General features: G+C 69.5%; 9 protein-coding genes. 5 read left to right on the top strand and 4 right to left on the bottom strand.

The genetic code is table 11. From position 1 onward, the window contains the following. Positions 1-506: 506 nt before the first annotated feature. On the top strand, positions 507-2,288 hold the full coding sequence (locus WMF12_RS45120; RefSeq protein ID WP_437854920.1) for a right-handed parallel beta-helix repeat-containing protein: 1,782 nt from the start codon (positions 507-509) through the stop codon (positions 2,286-2,288). 29 nt (positions 2,289-2,317) lie between these two features. On the opposite strand, the gene WMF12_RS45115 is transcribed toward WMF12_RS45120, so the two are convergent. Then, positions 2,318-2,992 (bottom strand): RNA polymerase sigma factor, encoded by a 675-nt coding sequence (locus WMF12_RS45115; protein ID WP_437854918.1) that lies wholly within the window; start codon positions 2,990-2,992, stop codon positions 2,318-2,320. Between the two features lie 514 nt (positions 2,993-3,506). On the opposite strand from WMF12_RS45115, the gene WMF12_RS45110 reads away from it, so the two are divergent. The 3 genes from WMF12_RS45110 (at position 3,507) to WMF12_RS45100 (ending at position 9,939) form a co-directional block, all read left to right on the top strand. Continuing rightward, on the top strand, positions 3,507-5,453 hold the full coding sequence (locus tag WMF12_RS45110; RefSeq protein WP_437854917.1) for a YgiQ family radical SAM protein: 1,947 nt from the start codon (positions 3,507-3,509) through the stop codon (positions 5,451-5,453). Continuing rightward, on the top strand, positions 5,428-6,657 hold the full coding sequence (locus WMF12_RS45105) for an aminotransferase class V-fold PLP-dependent enzyme (RefSeq protein WP_437854915.1): 1,230 nt from the start codon (positions 5,428-5,430) through the stop codon (positions 6,655-6,657). The genes WMF12_RS45110 and WMF12_RS45105 overlap by 26 nt, the downstream gene beginning before the upstream one ends. A 573-nt stretch (positions 6,658-7,230) precedes the next feature. Then, on the top strand, positions 7,231-9,939 hold the full coding sequence (locus WMF12_RS45100; protein ID WP_437854913.1) for an FG-GAP repeat protein: 2,709 nt from the start codon (positions 7,231-7,233) through the stop codon (positions 9,937-9,939). A 288-nt stretch (positions 9,940-10,227) separates the two neighbouring features. Here the strand turns inward: WMF12_RS45100 and WMF12_RS45095 are convergent, their stop codons facing one another. From WMF12_RS45095 to WMF12_RS45085, 3 genes are all read right to left on the bottom strand, one after another. Further along, on the bottom strand, positions 10,228-11,523 hold the full coding sequence (locus WMF12_RS45095) for a PAS domain-containing protein (protein ID WP_437854910.1): 1,296 nt from the start codon (positions 11,521-11,523) through the stop codon (positions 10,228-10,230). A gap of 342 nt (positions 11,524-11,865) precedes the next feature. Next, entirely contained in the window at positions 11,866-12,447 is a 582-nt protein-coding gene (locus WMF12_RS45090) for a hypothetical protein (RefSeq protein ID WP_437547506.1), read from the bottom strand. A 39-nt stretch (positions 12,448-12,486) separates the two neighbouring features. Beyond that, positions 12,487-13,365 (bottom strand): hypothetical protein, encoded by an 879-nt coding sequence (locus WMF12_RS45085; protein WP_437854908.1) that lies wholly within the window; start codon positions 13,363-13,365, stop codon positions 12,487-12,489. A 92-nt stretch (positions 13,366-13,457) separates the two neighbouring features. On the opposite strand from WMF12_RS45085, the gene WMF12_RS45080 reads away from it, so the two are divergent. Continuing rightward, entirely contained in the window at positions 13,458-15,323 is a 1,866-nt protein-coding gene (locus WMF12_RS45080; RefSeq protein ID WP_437742910.1) for a bifunctional homocysteine S-methyltransferase/methylenetetrahydrofolate reductase, read from the top strand. The last annotated feature ends 64 nt before the right edge of the window (positions 15,324-15,387 follow it).

The following is a 15,387-nucleotide window of genomic DNA, read 5'->3' as shown; positions in this document are numbered from 1 at the left end:
CACGAAACTGGCCCGGCCGTCGCGGGCTCTTCTCCCCCGATCGCCCTCGGCGGGACGCCACGAAGCGCTCGGACGCGGCGCTTGCGCAGAGGCGTTCAGCATGACAAGCCACGTGGCATATCGTGGGCGCGACCACATCCCCGCGGGCATGTGCGACGGTGCTTCCGGCGCGTTCACCGCAACGGGCATGTCGCTCTCGAAAATAACTGTCACGGACAGCCTCGCTAGCCGTTGACGGCGAGCCCGCGCGCCCAGCGTCCCTGGCGTTGACGTGCGCTCTCCGCGCCCGCCGGGACGGGCCGCCGCGCCGCGCGGCGCGCCCGCTCATGAAAATCGCTCAGGCCGGACACGGAGAGCGGGACATCGGTGTGCTCGCGTCGCGGCGACCCCGGAGGAGGTGAGCCTCTCCTTGGCACAGCGGTGCTCCGCTCGACTTCTGCGCTCGCTCCTTGCTCCTGGTGGTGACTGACAGCGACGGATCGACCCTCGTCCGAGAGGAGGTATGTGTGTTATTGGACCAGCGGTTTTTGCAGATCTGGATCGGAGCCCTGCTCGCGCTCGCCTCCGCTCCAGCCGGAGCGACGGTGCCCCCGGCCAGCACCGCCCGCTCCGAGGCGGGCTGGGGATATCACCCTCCTCCGGAGGAGCGCGCGGTGTCCTCCCAGGGTTTCTGCAGCCTTGATCTGCCCTACACCGAGCCGCCCTTCCTGGCAGACCAGACGACCGGCATCTCCTGCCCCGGTTACGCCACGCAATCGCCGATCTGCACGGGGCCTTTCTGCCCCGCCAACGGCGTTTGCCCGGGGACGAGGACGCTGCACGAGGACCTGAATGCTTGCCAGGGGGCGGCCTGCTGCCTGCCAGGCTCCGTCGACCCGGACGGCGTGGTCAACGTCCTGCCCTACCTGGCGAGGCCGGCGGAATGGCCCTTCTCCGCCGACGCATCCGTCGACCGCAGCACGAACGTCGACGACAGCCCGGGCATCGCGACGGCCATCGAGTGCGCGGCGTCGCTGAGCGCCAGCAGGCGCACCGTGGCTTTCGCTGCCGGGCGTTACGTGCTGCGCACCCCGCTGCGGCCTCACCATGACGCGCTCACCCTGGAGGGGCCGGAGCTGTCTCCCGAGGCCAGCCCGGGCGATCCCCGGACCGCGACCCTCGTGGCGATCCCCTGCAATCCGGAGCAGTACCCCGGGGCCATCCAGGTCACCAGGGTCGTCAAGCCGGACGGGACCATCATCAGCGCGGTCCGGGGGCTCTGGATCCGCAATCTGCAGATCGCGATCACGGAGGGGCCACGCAGGACGGCGAACAGCGGCATCCAGCTGAACACCTGCTCGGACTGCAAGGTGGAGAACGTCATCATGCGCTACGCGCCCCTTGTTCCCCAGCTACCTTCCTGCAAGCCGAGCAACCTGGAGGGCATCGGCTTCACCTGGGGCTCCGGGGGCGTCATCCGGAACGTGCTCGTGGATGGCTTCTCGAAGAGCGGCATCTACCTGTCCTCCATCGCCGGGTACCACGACACGCCGCCCATCCTCGTGGAGAACTGCGAGATCAGGAACATCAACGGCCCGATCGGCGCCAGCGGGATCAAGATCGTCACCGCCAACGTGACCGTGCGAAACTGCCATGTCCACCACAACATGATCCATCCCGGCGACGGCTCCACCACGGTCAGCGGCGGGCATGGCCTCTGGATCTCCACCCAGATCTCCCCTGGGCCCGGGATCCCGAGCCCGGTGCCGGAGAACGTCGTGGTCAAGGACAGCTACTTTCATCACAACGGCGGCGCCGGCGTCGTGCTCGCGAGCCCCATCGAGGACGAACGTCCGACGGGGATCCTGATCAAGAGGGTCAAGTTCGCTTACAACGGGAGCCATGGCGTCCACGTGCAGGCAGGCGCCGGCGTGGCGTTCTGGGACGTCTGGTCCTGGGGAAACGCGCTCTACGGCGTGCTCCTGAGCTCGCGGACGACGCTGCCCGCGACCTCGGCCCGGGTAGAGGATGTGACCCTGGAGAACCTGCTCGTCTTCGACAATGCCCTGCGCTTCGCGTCGGGCTCCTTTCCCGGCATCAGGATCGAGGCCAGCGACGTCACGATCCGCGGCGGCACGGTGGCTCGCTGCGAGCCCTGGCGCGGGATGCAGTCGCGATCCATCCAGCAGCAATGCTGGCTGTCGGGGCCGGCCGGCGCGCAGGTGCTCTTTCCTCCGGAAGAGAACGTCATCTCGGACGTGAGCACCTACGGCACGAGCGCGCCGGAAGTGCTGGCGTGCCCTTATTGACGAGCGGCGGGGGCCCGCGCTGCGCCGCCTCACTTCCCTCGCCTGCGCCGCCGGGGGGCCGGCCGGCGGCGCGTCGTCGCCTCGGCGGCGAACGGCCTGTCGCCGAGGCGCAGCGCGCTCCGCTGCTCCGGATCGAGCCGCTTCACCGCCGCCCGGAAGTCCTCCCGGGCCAGCCGTAGCCGGTTCTGCCCCGTGTTCTCGTTGATCTGGAGCTCCCGGGCGATGTCCACCACCGGGATGTCCAGCATGTCGTGCATCACCAGCATGACCCGCCGCTGCGGGTCGAGGCTGGCGAGCAGCGCGTCGACCACCTCGGCCCGCTCCATCGCCTCCAGCCGCTGCTCCAGACGGGGCCGGCTGTCGACGCCGGCGGAGATCGCGGTGAGCCGCAGGCCGTCCGGGATCTCGCGGCGCCGATAGGCCCGGTCGCGGTAGTGGCTGACCTGCCGCCACGCGATCCCGTAGAGCCACCGGTAGAGCGAGTCCCACACCCGCCGCGGCTGCCCCTCCCCGATCCACGGGAGCACCGCGCTGAGCGGCACCGGCTCGTGGTCCTCGTCCTCGAAGTCGTCCTCGAAGAAGTCGTCCTCGTCGCGCCGCCCCTGCAACGCGCGCAGCAGGCGGCTCGCGTCGAAGGTCTCCAGATTGCGGTAAGCGGCGAGGAGGACGTCGTGCAGCACGTCCTCGCGATCGTTCGCCCCCACGCCAACCCCCCGGAGCAACCCGCGAAGGAAGGGAACGCCCACCTCGTGCACCACAGCGAAGCTGAGATGTTTGGCGCGGAGGTCATCCTCTGATCGTGATTCCACATATTATTTTTACTGACCCTCTTTCCGGGTCGTTTTGGAACCCTCCCCCGCGCGCCAAAACCTCTTATTTTGAAGCGTTTTTTGATGAGCTCACCAGCGACTGACGCGGTGTGAAACGCCGCGGCCCGCCGCGGTGGTGCGTGGTGCGCGCCAGCCCTCATGTCGCGTCCGGAGATCCGATGCTCCGTGACCAGAAGCCGTGACCTGCTGGCCGGGTATCGTGCAAGTTGTGCGTTTCTCCCGAGAAAACGCGGGCTGCGCCCTCCCGCCGGCCCCCCGCGCGCCGGCCTCGGCCGCGGCCCCGCGGGGCTTCCCCGGCGCCGTCACGCGGTCACCCGCCCACCCGTCGCTCCCCCGCCGGGGCCGCCCCCTTGCCGCCCGCTCTCCCGGCCCGTAGGGTGACGGCGCCGTGCCCCTCACCCAGCTCCGCCGAAGCGCCGGCGCCGCCCCCCGCGACCTGACCGCCTTCCTGCCGACGACCCGGGAGGAGATGCGCGCGCGGGGCTGGGACGCGCTCGACATCCTGCTCGTCAACGGCGACGCTTACGTCGACCACCCCGCGTTCGGCGCCGCGATCATCGGCCGCTTCCTCGAGGGGCGCGGCTTCCGGGTCGGCATCGTCTCCCAGCCCCGCTACCAGGACCCGAGCGACCTCCTGCGGATGGGCGTACCCCGGCTCATGGTCGGGGTCACCGCCGGCAACCTGGACTCGATGCTGAACAAGCTCACCGCGCAGAAGAAGGTCCGCAGCGAGGACCAGTACTCGCCGGGCGGGCAGGTGGGCCTCCGCCCCAACCGGGCCTCGATCGTCTACGCGAACCTCTGCCGCCAGGCGTTCCCCGGCGTCCCCATCGTCCTCGGCGGCATCGAGGCGTCGCTCCGGCGCATCGCGCACTACGACTACTGGTCCGACCAGGTCCGCCGCTCGGTCCTGCTCGACGCCAAGGCCGACATGCTCATCTTCGGCATGGGCGAGAAGGCCGTCTGGGAGGTCGCCGATCGCCTCCGGCGCGGCGAGCCCGTCCGGTCGATCCGCGACGTCAGGGGCACCGCCGTCCCCCTGCGCAAGGGCGAGTGGGAGCACATCGAGGGCTCGCGCTACGTCGCCGACGGCAAGGCGGTGATCCTCCCGAGCTACGAGGAGGTGGCCGCGGACAGGGGCGCCTTCGCGGAGATGTCGCGCGCGTTCCAGTTCGAGACGAACCCCGGCAACGCCCGCCCGCTGCTCCAGGCGCACGGCGCCGAGGCGGTGTACTTCAACCCGCCCGCGTTCCCGCTGGAGACGGGCCAGATGGACGCGCTCTACGACCTGCCGTTCACGCGGGTGCCGCACTGGTCGTACGACGCGCCGATCCCCGCGTACGAGACGGTGAAGCACTCGGTCGTCACGATGCGCGGCTGCTTCGGCGGCTGCACGTTCTGCTCGATCACCGAGCACGAGGGGCGGGTCATCCAGTCGCGCTCGGCGGACAGCATCCTGCGCGAGGTGCGGGCGCTGCGGCGCATGGACGGCTTCCGCGGCGTGCTCAGCGACCTCGGCGGGCCGACCGCGAACATGTACCAGATGCGGTGCAAGGACGAGGCGATCGAGAACGCCTGCCGGCGGCTCTCGTGCGTCTTCCCGGAGGTCTGCGAGAACCTGAACACCGACCACGGCCCGCTGCTCAAGCTGATGAAGGCGGTGCGCGAGGAGCAGGGGATCAAGAAGGTCTTCATCGCCTCCGGCGTGCGCTACGACCTCGCGGAGCGGTCGCCCGAGTTCATCGAGGAGCTCGCCGCGCACCACACGGGGGGCCAGCTCTCGGTCGCCCCGGAGCACAACAAGAAGGACGTGCTCGACAAGATGAAGAAGCCGGGCATCGAGAGCTACGAGCGCTTCGCCGAGCAGTTCCGGTGCGCGAGCGAGGAGGCCGGCAAGAACCAGTTCCTCGTGCCCTACTTCATCTCGGGGCACCCCGGCTCGACGCTGCGGGACATGGTCGACCTCGCGATCTACCTGAAGAAGAGCGGGATGAGGCCGCGCCAGGTGCAGGATTTCATCCCGACGCCGATGTCGATGGCGGCCTGCATGTACCACACGGGGATCGACCCGCTCACGCGGGAGCCGGTGTACACGGCCAAGGACCTGCGCGAGAAGAAGCTCCAGAAGGCGCTGCTCCTCTACTGGGACCCGGCGCACCACGACGAGGCGCGGGAGGCCTTGATCAAGGCGGGCCGCGGGGATCTCATCGGCACGAAGCCGCACTGCCTCGTGCCGCCGGCGGCCGGCAAGGGGGCGCCGCCGCGCTACCTCGCCAAGGTCCGCGGGGAGCGCCGGGGGAAGCCAGCCGATGCGACACACCGCCGAAATCGATAGGGATCGGGCGTTCACCGCGAAGCTCGGCGACCGCGGCCTGTTCCCGCACCTCGCGCCGCTCGTCTACGTGAACCACGCGGGGATCTCGCCGCCGTCGCGGCCGGTGCGCCTCGCGATGATGGCGCTGCTCGACCACTACGCCGCGCAGGGGGCGGCCGCTTTCCCGGCGTGGTACGCGCAGCGGCTCCGCCTGCGGGAGAAGCTCGGCCGGCTCATCGGCGCCGCGGCGGCTGACGACATCGCGCTGGTCCAGAGCACGACGCGCGGGCTCACGGACATCGCGCTGTGCCTCCCCTGGCGGCCGCGCGACCGGGTGATCCTCTTCGAGGGGGAGTTCCCGGCCAACGTGACCCCGTGGCAGCGCGCGGCCGCGATCTTCGGCCTGGAGGTCGTCTTCCTGCCGCTCGGCGGCTTCGCGGACGGCAGCGGCTCGGGCCTCGCCCAGCTGGAGGGCGAGCTCAAGCGCGGGGCGCGGCTCGTCGCGGTGAGCGCTGTGCAGTTCCAGACCGGGCTCAGGATGCCGCTCGAGGCGATCGGCGCGCTCTGCCGCGCGCACGGCGCCGAGCTCTGCGTGGACGCCGTGCAGGCGGTCGGCGCGACGCCGGTGGACGTGGAGGCGGCCGGGGTCGATTACCTCGCGTGCGGCGGCCACAAGTGGCTGATGGGGCTGGAGGGCACGGGCTTCCTCTACATCCGCCGCGAGCGCCTGCCGTCGCTGCGCCCCGCGGTGGCGGGCTGGCTGAGCCACGAGGACGCCGTGAGCTTCCTGCTCCAGGGCCCGGGCAAGCTCCGGTACGACCGGCCGATCCGGCAGCGCGCCGACTTCGTCGAGGGCGGCAATCTCAATGCTGCGGGCTTCGCCGGGCTCGAGGCGGCGGTGGACCTGATCCTGCAGATCGGGGTCGAGCGGATCCACGAGCATGCGAACCGGTTCCTCGACCCGCTCGAGGAGGCGCTCCGGGAGCGCGGATGGGAGAGCCTGCGGCCGGGAGATCCGGCGCTGCGGGGTTGCTCGCTCGGGGTGAGGCCGCCGGGCGGCGCCCCGGTGGTCGAGCTGTACCGCGAGCTCACCCGCCTCGGGATCGCCTGCGCGATCCCGGACGGCGTGCTGCGCTTCTCGCCGCACTGGCCCAACGCGCTCGACGAGTGGGAGCAGGTGCTGCTGTCGGTCGACGAGGCGCTCGGGCGGACAACGACGGGGTGAGTCGGCGCCGCGCGTGGCGCATCGTCCGATTCCATGATGACCATGACACGGCACAAGCACCTCAAGCTGTGCCAGTCCAAGATGGATCGTGTCCCAAAGCTCCTCGGCACGAAGACGGCGCAGGAGACGATAATGACGTGTTCATCGCGCTCTCGGCACGTTCCCTCGGCGCCACCGCCCTGACAGCCGACGAGGACGACGATGCGATTCGAGCCGTCCCCGACTTCAAGCTGGAGCGGATCGTCGCCTGAGCGCCTCGGCGGCGCTGCCCGCTGAGACCCTCACCCACACCGTCACGCCCGGGGATGTCGTTATCCGTTCCGTCGACATGTCGCATTCCGTGCGGCGGCGGTCTGACATCCACGCATTGAAGGGCCCACCTTCACACCACAGCCTATCGATATGGCGCCCTCCCCCAGCGTCATCGATGCTTGCCCTCCTTGACACGCGCGAAACCGAAGCGGACGATGAGAACGGCAAATAAGGACGGGACCGTCCTTCACGTGACCTAACCATCCGCGTGCGCTCGTGCGCTGGGGGGCTCCGCAAGGCGCTCGACAGCAGCGAGCCGCTGTGGACCGCCTTCCAATCCAAGTTCGGGTCATTGGCTCCGGCGCCGCACACGCCGCCGGTCCGTCAGGGTCTACCACCGACAGGGAGAGCCACATGCCGCGTCATAGAACATCCATTCATGCACTCTTGTTTTGCATCACCGCCGTCACGTCGTGCAGCGCGGAGGTTGATCCAGCGAGCACGGACAGCGACGAGGAAACTCGGCCTCACGGGCAGCAGGGGCCCGACGCCGCGTCCCTGGAGCGCCGCGCGGCGTTCATCGCGACAGTTCAGAGACAGGCGTCTTCTGCGTACAATGTAAGCCTCAACACGGCGGGCGCGCGCGCCGGGGTGAGCGCTCTGAATCCGGCGCACGGGCTCGTCTCCGAGTTCACGTCGGCCGGCGTCGCCGTGACCCGCGAGAGCTCGGTGAGCGCGGGTCGAATCACGATGAAGCTCGCGCGTTATGGCTGCGAGGGGGAGCTCGTCCCCCTGGACGTCGCGGCCGAACCGCGCGGATCAAACAACCGCGTCGAGCTCAGGCACCTAGCCCGGTCCGCGGGCCTGAGCGTCACGGAGTGGTACCTGAACGGCCCCCTCGGGCTGGAGCAGGGCTTCTCCCTGGATTCGCCGCCTCCATGCCGTCGCGACGGCGAAGGCAAGGTGGAGCTCGAGATCGCGCTCGGGGGGGATCTCTCGCCGGAGCTATCGGAGGACGGCCAGTCGGTGGCGCTTTTGGACGAGGCCGGCGCGGCCGTGCTGCGGTATGCCGATCTCGTCGTTCAGGACGCGCGCGGGAGCGTGCTTCCGGCGGAGATCAAGCTGAGCGACGCGAGCCTCTCGATCGTGGTGGACGACACCGGCGCGGCCTATCCGCTCGAGGTCGACCCGCTCATCGCCACCGAGCAACACGTGCTCTACGCCAGCAATGCTGCGAGCAACGACGGTTTCGGGTGGTCCGTGGCCATCTCGGGGAACACCGCGGTGGTTGGCAGCCTGGACGCCGAAGCAGCCTACGTGTTCGTGCGCAACGGCGCGTCGTGGACCCAGGCGGCCGTGCTCACGCCAAGCGATGGTCTGCCGGGCGATCGCTTCGGCGCGTCTGTCGCCATCGACGGGGATACGATCGTCGTCGGAACCTTCTCTTATCCGGCGAATCACGGCGCTGCGTACGTGTTCGCACGCAGCGGCAACGTGTGGCAGGAGCAGCAAAAGCTCGTCGCGCAGGACAACCCGCGCCGCGACAACTGGTTCGGATATGCCGTCGCCATATCGGGCAGCACGATCATGGTCGGGGCGCCCTACGACAGCGGCCTGACGCATGATGGTCCCGGCGCTGCGTACATCTTCGCCCGGAGCGGGGCCGCGTGGGCGCAGCAGGCCAAGCTCGTACCCAGCACCGACACCTTCGACCAAGGCTCGACCGTCGCCCTGGACGGCGACACCGCGGCCACGGGTGGAGAATGCGATGATGGGGTTGACTTCAACGCGGGCTGGGATCGTCCGTGTCAGGTTCACGTATTTGCCCGTGCCGGCAGCACCTGGTCCGAACAAGCCGTTCTTTACCCACCGATCGGAGCGACACCACACTACAGGTTCGGAGCCTCGCTCTCGTTGAGCGCGGAGACGCTGGCGGTCGGCACCACCGTCTACGATGAGCGCGGCCCCGACAGGACAGCCGCCGTGGTCTTCGCGCGCAGCGAGGGCGCGTGGACCCAGCAGGCCATGCTGTACCGCAACGAGGTCGACACGCCGGACTATGGCGGCTGGGGTCGCAGCGCCAGCGTCGCCGTGTCCGGGGACAGGTTGATCCTCGGCGGAAGTCACGACGGCGGGCAGGGACCGAGGATCTTCGCCAGGACCGGCGGCGTATGGACGCCGCAGAGCAAGGTCGAGAGCTCCACGTGGAACACGTGGGATGTTCGTGTAGCGCTCTCGGGAGACACGCTGATCGCCGGTACATGGGCCGATGGCGTTCGCGGCGAGGGCGCAGGCGCCGCTCACGTCTTCCAGGTGAAAGAGGTTCTGCCGGCTCACCTCGTGGGAGCCCGCGCGTTCGTCGAACATGCCGCCGACACGCCGTTCGTGCTCGACACCCCCGACACCAACAGGTTCGCGACGCCGAGCAGCATCAACTGGACGAACTTCACCGGGACCACGCAGGGCGCGTCGCTGTTCGCCTTGTCCCTCTTGCACGAGGATCCCACGCTGACGACCTCGATCCTCCGCGGCTGGTGGGGCTCCACGAGCCCTACCTCCACGAGCCTGTACGGCCACGTGGTCGCCGGGAACCACTTCAAGCGGATCTCGAAGATCGGCGACATTCTGCCTGGCGATCTGCTGGTCATCAACTACACGGACGGCGGCTCAGGACACACGGCGATCGTCGATGCGTACCCGACCGCCATCGCGCCGGCCATCGAGCCCGTCGTCTCCGGCACGACCCAGTATTCGCTCCGGGTCATCGACTCGACCAGCACCGCCCACGGATGCGCCACGGACCCGAGCACGGGAGACACGCGATGGGTGCCGGCCGATCCAACCAAGCCGTGCCGCGGCGGGAGCACGGATGGCGGGGCGGGCAGGGGCACCATGCGTCTTTACGCCATCTCCCCGGGCCAGGCGAACGCCGGGGACCTCACCGGGTACAGCTGGAGTCTCACGCCGAGCTCCGCGTACTTCCCGCAAACCGGCGCGCGGCCCCACGCGATCGGCCGGCTCGTCCGCTAGAGCTTCGCCGTCACCTCGACCTTCCCGATGCCCGACAGGTCGCGCCGGAGGCGGGTGAGCTCTACCGCGAGCTCACCCGCCTCGGGATCGCCTGCGCGATCCCGGACGGCGTGCTGCGCTTCTCGCCGCGCTGGCCCAACGCGCTCGACGAGTGGGAGCAGGTGCTGCTGTCGGTCGACGAGGCCCTGGGGCGGATCGCGACAAGGTGAGCGGTGAATCCGTGGTTCGCTGGAGCGCGGTTGGGCGTGCCAGGAGGTCGCCGCCGTTCTGCCTTGCCGCCTGGCTGGCCTACCCGACCACGCCGCGGCGCTTCTCCATGGCATAGGCGATGCCTGCCTTGAGCGTCCCCCGGGTGGTGAGCGCGCCGAGATTGGCGTTCAGCGTCACCAGCGTGCGCGCCACCTCTGCGCGAATGCCCGTCAAAACCACCTCCGTCCCGAGCAACGATACAGCTCGCGCCGCTCGCAGGAGCGCCTCGGCTGTTTGCTCATCCACCGCGGACGCTCCCGTCACGTCGAGAATGACCGTACGCGCCCCCGATCGAACTACTCCATCGAGCAGAGCGGTGATCACCAGCTCGGCCCGCCTCGCGTCGAGCGTACCGACGAGAGGCATCGCCATGAGCTCGTCGTCGATGGGGACGAGCGGAGTCGAGAGCTCTTGCAATGCCTGCGCCTGCGCTCGGATGATCTCCTCGCGCCTGTGGGTCTCGGCACGTTCCTCGTCAGCCTGCTTTGCATCGGTCACGTTGAGCGTGACCCCCCGAATGCCGATGGGTATACCCGCCTCGTCCCGGATGAGCGTCATCCGGGTCGACACCCACAGGATCGGACCATCCTTGTGGATCCACCGATACGTCGACGAAGAGCTGCCCTCTTCAAACATGCGTCGAACGCTGGCGTCCGCCGTCTCTCGATCCTCCGGGTGAGTAACCTCGACCCAGAAATTGGGACGCAACCACTCCTCAATCGTGTAGCCGGCGAACGCCTCGACGCGATCGCTCACGAAGGGGATTTGGTTTTTCTCAGGGCACAGCTGGAAGTAGTTCTCCCATATGATGCCATCAATACTGGAAACGGTGTACTCGAAGCGCTGGAGCAGCAAATGGTCCCTCTCCAGGCGCCTCCGCGTTTCCTCCTGTGCGCGCACGTGGTGGTCCACGTCGAGCAGAACCCCATGGATCTGGTCCGGTGCGCCGTTCGTCCCCTCGCGGAACATGAGGTGGGACTCCACCCAGACCTCGGACCCGTCCTTCCGTAGGAGCCGATAGGGGCGCAGATGAATCTCGCCGCCCGGTACGAGTGCTGCATGCTCTGCCCTCACCCAATCGCGATCGTCCGGATGGATGATCGTCATCCAGAAATCGGGCTGAGCCACGACCTCGGCGACGGAATAGCCCAGCAGCGACTGCACTCCGATGCCGCCCACGAGCCCGGTTCGGAATGTGTCCGTGCCTCGCTCGCGCTGGAGCTCCACCACGATGCCGTGCATGCCAGCCATGAGGGCCTCGAGCATCTCGGCGCGTGCCTTGAGCACTCCGAGCTCTGCGCGCATCGCTTCAATCGTGTTCTGCGTGTCCGTCATCATCCACCTCCCCAACATGGTCGCGCCGTCGGATCGGGGAGGCCCAGGATGGCGCTCATGCTCCTCCCGCGATCACGGTCGGCGCCGTCGATGACGCCGATAGCGTTGCGCGTAGCTCCGCTTACAGCTCGTTGCCGTTCAGCTTCTCGTCCTGTCCTCGCCGGTTCCTGCTGCCTTCTTCCCGGTCCGGCTGAATAACCTCCTTCGAGGCGCTCGACTAGAACGCATGCGCCAGCGCATAGAATCGACGCACGTCAGCGAGGACGCGGAAGGAGGCGATCTGTCGGCCTTTCTCGACCAGCTCGGCCTCGGCGGCGCCATCGAGCGGCCGGGATGGCCAGATCACCGCCCCCGCTCGTAATCGAGCGCGGCCTTCTCCACGACGTCCCAGTCCCGCGCGGCCCGCTCGGCCTCGGCCACGAGGTCCGCGGTGAACAGCGTGAGCCCCCAGATGCCGTTGTCGCGCCGCCGGAACGGGTACCGCGTTCCGCGCGCCGTCTCGACCGTGGCCCGCTCGCCCGTCACCTCCACCTTCCCGATGCCGGACAGGTCGCGCCGGAGGCGCGCGATGAAGCCCTGCTTCGTGGCCATGTCGACCCACACGTCCGCCCCGTCCTCGGCCATCGCGTGCGCGCGGTACTGCTCCAGCAGGCGCGCGCGCTCCGGCTCCGGGTAGCTCGCCTCGATCCGCTCGCTCGCCTTCCGCCGGTAGTCGCGGATGGTGTACGCCGCGTGCTGCGCCCGGTCCTCGAGGTACGAGAAGCACGCGCGCGGATCGCTGACGCCGATGCTGTACGCGATGCGGAGATAGGCGCCCTCGGGCGTCGTGTCCGGCGGGAACTGGTTGAGCTTGAGCCAGACGAGCACGAGGGCCAGCACGCCGACGGCGGCGGCGCCCCAGGCGATGGCACGGCGACGGGTCATGTCCGGCTCATCTCTCGCTCTCTCGAACCGCCCGGCACGCTAGTCGATGTGCCCGCCGAACTGCAGATAGAGGGACGTTACCCGCCCCCGGTCGAACGCGGGCCCGAGCGGCGCGTCCAGCGCGAAGAGCAGGCCGGCCCGCATGAAGAAGGTCTTCTGGCTGTCGTACACGAAATACGGCAGCAGCGAGACCTGCCCCTGATCGTCGTAGACCGACGACGGCACCCACACCGTCTGGAGCGCCACGCCGCCGCCGAAGCCGGAGCGGCTCTGGAGCTCGGGCTCGACCTTGGCCTGGAACACCGCCTCGAGATCGTCGGAGTCGTCGATGAAGCCGCGCCGGACGCCGTCCCCCACCGGGATGAAGAACGTGAGGTCCCCGCCCGCCCGGAGCACGAAGGACCTCCCGAAGCGGTACTCGATGCCGCCCAGGCCGCCGACCGGGAGCGCGTTCGCCGCCCAGAGGTGCAGATCGTAATAGGCCATCGCCGACGCGCTGAAGCCCCTGGCCACGTGCCAGTCGTAGCCGTCGACCGCGCCGAGCGGCAGCCCGGCGCGGCCGCCCGCGTACCACGTGAGCTTGCGGGCAATGTCCGAGTAGTAGAGCGTGAACGTCGGGTTGCCGAGCGCGGCGCGCGACTGGCGGCCCGGATCCTCGAAGTCCCCCGGGCCGTCGAACGAGAGCGCCAGCGGGAACTTCAGGTTGATGAACAGATCCGGCGACGGCTCGAACTGCACGAACGGGACGGCGGCGAGCGAGGTGCCGAGATCACGGGCGCTCCACAGGTAGAGATCCACGCCTGCGTCCGAGCGGTGCACCGGCGGATGCCAGGCGTGCGCCTCGGAAGGGACGGCGAGGAGCGGAGCAGCGGCGGAGACCGCCAGGGCGAATGCTTGAAGCCATCGGGGCGTGCTCATCTCGAGAACTGCCCTACCGAGATCCTCGCCGCGCCGTCAACCGCGTCGAGCCCCCCTTCCTGAGAAGCCGGAGCGCCCCTACGATGCGCCCCATGTCCCGCACGAGACCAGAGGCCCCGTTCCTCGACGCGCTCCGGCGTTCGATCCTCGTGTTCGACGGCGCGATGGGCTCGCTACTCTACGAGCGCGGGGTGTTCGTCACCCAGAACTTCGAGCAGCTGAACGTCGCGCGCCCCGATCTCGTGAAGAAGATCCACGCCGAGTACGTCGCGGCGGGCGCGAACGTCATCGAGACGAACACCTTCGGCGCGAACAGGTTCCGGCTCGAGCGGTACGGGCTCGTCAACGAGGTCCGCAACTTCAACCTCGCGGGCGCGCGCCTCGCGCGCGAGATCGCGGGCGGCGACGCGTACGTCGCCGGCTCGATCGGCCCGACGGGGCTCGTGCCCGGCGTCGCCACGCGCGACGACCTCGCCGCCGCGTCCGCCACGTTCGCCGAGCAGGCCGGCGCGCTCGCCGAGGGCGGCGCGGACCTCCTGATCCTTGAAACATTTCGACATCTTGACGAGATCAAGCTCGCCATCGACGCGGCGCGGTCGGCCGCGCCGGGGCTCCCGGTCCTCGCGTCGATGACGTTCGACACGAGCGGCGTCGCGGCGGACGGCAGCGAGCCGGAGCGCGTCGCGCGGACGCTGCGGGACTGGGGGGTCGAGCTGCTCGGCGTCAACTGCGGCGACGGCCCGCAGCTGTCGCTCGCGATGGCGGAGCGGATGGCGACCGCAGGGCTCCCGCTCTGCGTGCAGCCGAACGCGGGCCTGCCGCGCACGGTCGACGGCCGCCAGCTCTACATGGCGACGCCCGAGTACTTCGACGTCTTCGCCCGCCGCATGATCCAGGCCGGCGCGGCGATGATCGGGGGCTGCTGCGGGACCACGCCGGAGCACGTCCGGTGGATGGCCAAGTCGGCCCGCATGCTCCGGGGCGGCGCCGCGCCCGAGGTCGCCGCGCGCCCGCACATCACGATGGACGCGCCCACGGGGCTCGAGCCCACGCCGCTCGGCGAGCGGAGCCCCCTCGCGGCGAAGATCGCCGCGGGCAAGTTCGTGGTCTCCGTCGAGGTGAACCCGGCGCCGGGCCTGAACCCCGAGAGCGCGCTGAGCGCCGCGAAGATGCTCATCGACAGCGGCGTCGACGTCGTGAACGTCGCCGACGGCCCGCGCGCCACGGCGCGGATGACGAACCTCGCCTTCTGCTCGCTGCTGGTCCAGCGCTACGGCATCGAGCCGATCCTGCACGTCTGCGGCCGCGACCGGAACCTCATCGGCCAGATGGCGCACCTGCTCGGCGCCCACGCGATCGGCATCAAGAACCTCGTCATCATCACGGGCGATCCGCCGAAGGTCGGCGACTACCCGGAGGCGACCGCCGTCTACGACCTCGACTCCATCGGGCTGCTCCACATGGCGAGCACGATGAACCGCGGCCTCGACCCGGCCGGCAAGCCGATCCCGGGCGGCAAGACGTCGTTCCTGCTCGCCACGGGGCTCGAGCCCGGCGCCCAGGACCTCGACAAGGAGATCGCGCGTCTGGAACGGAAGCGCGCGGCGGGCGCCGACATCATCATGACCCAGCCGGTCTTCCACCAGGATCTGCTCGAGAAGGTGCTGCGGCGCATCGATCACCTGGGGATGCCGGTGCTCGTCGGCGTGCTGCCGCTGGTCAGCCACAAGAACGCCGAGTTCCTCCACAACGAGGTGCCCGGCATGCAGATCCCGGAGGAGATCCGCGAGCGCATGCGCAAGGTGCCGGCCGGCCCCGAGGCGCGCAAGGAGGGGGTGAAGATCGCCCGCGAGATGCTCTTTTCGGTGCGCGACCGGGTGCAGGGGGCCTACCTGATGCCGCCTCTCGGCAAGTACGAGCTGGCGCTCGAGGTGCTCGACGGCCTCAAGACGGGCTGATCTGCCCGGCGGCCCGCCCCCGCGCACGAGTTCTTGCTTGCAGCGCCGGGCGCCGCGCGGGGAA

Origin of the sequence: Sorangium sp. So ce363, assembly GCF_051520435.1 — a bacterium.
Lineage (GTDB): Bacteria > Myxococcota_A > Polyangia > Polyangiales > Polyangiaceae > Sorangium > Sorangium cellulosum_B.
Note: the sequence above shows the minus strand (reverse complement) of the source record. Positions and strands in the feature narration are given on the sequence as shown.

Coding starts and splice junctions, on each gene's coding strand:
- WMF12_RS45105 (WP_437854915.1), top strand. CDS start 5,428: ATGCGACACACCGCCGAAATCGATAGGGATCGGGCGTTCACCGCGAAG.
- WMF12_RS45095 (WP_437854910.1), bottom strand. CDS start 11,523: ATGACGGACACGCAGAACACGATTGAAGCGATGCGCGCAGAGCTCGGA.
- WMF12_RS45090 (WP_437547506.1), bottom strand. CDS start 12,447: ATGACCCGTCGCCGTGCCATCGCCTGGGGCGCCGCCGCCGTCGGCGTG.
- WMF12_RS45085 (WP_437854908.1), bottom strand. CDS start 13,365: ATGAGCACGCCCCGATGGCTTCAAGCATTCGCCCTGGCGGTCTCCGCC.
- WMF12_RS45080 (WP_437742910.1), top strand. CDS start 13,458: ATGTCCCGCACGAGACCAGAGGCCCCGTTCCTCGACGCGCTCCGGCGT.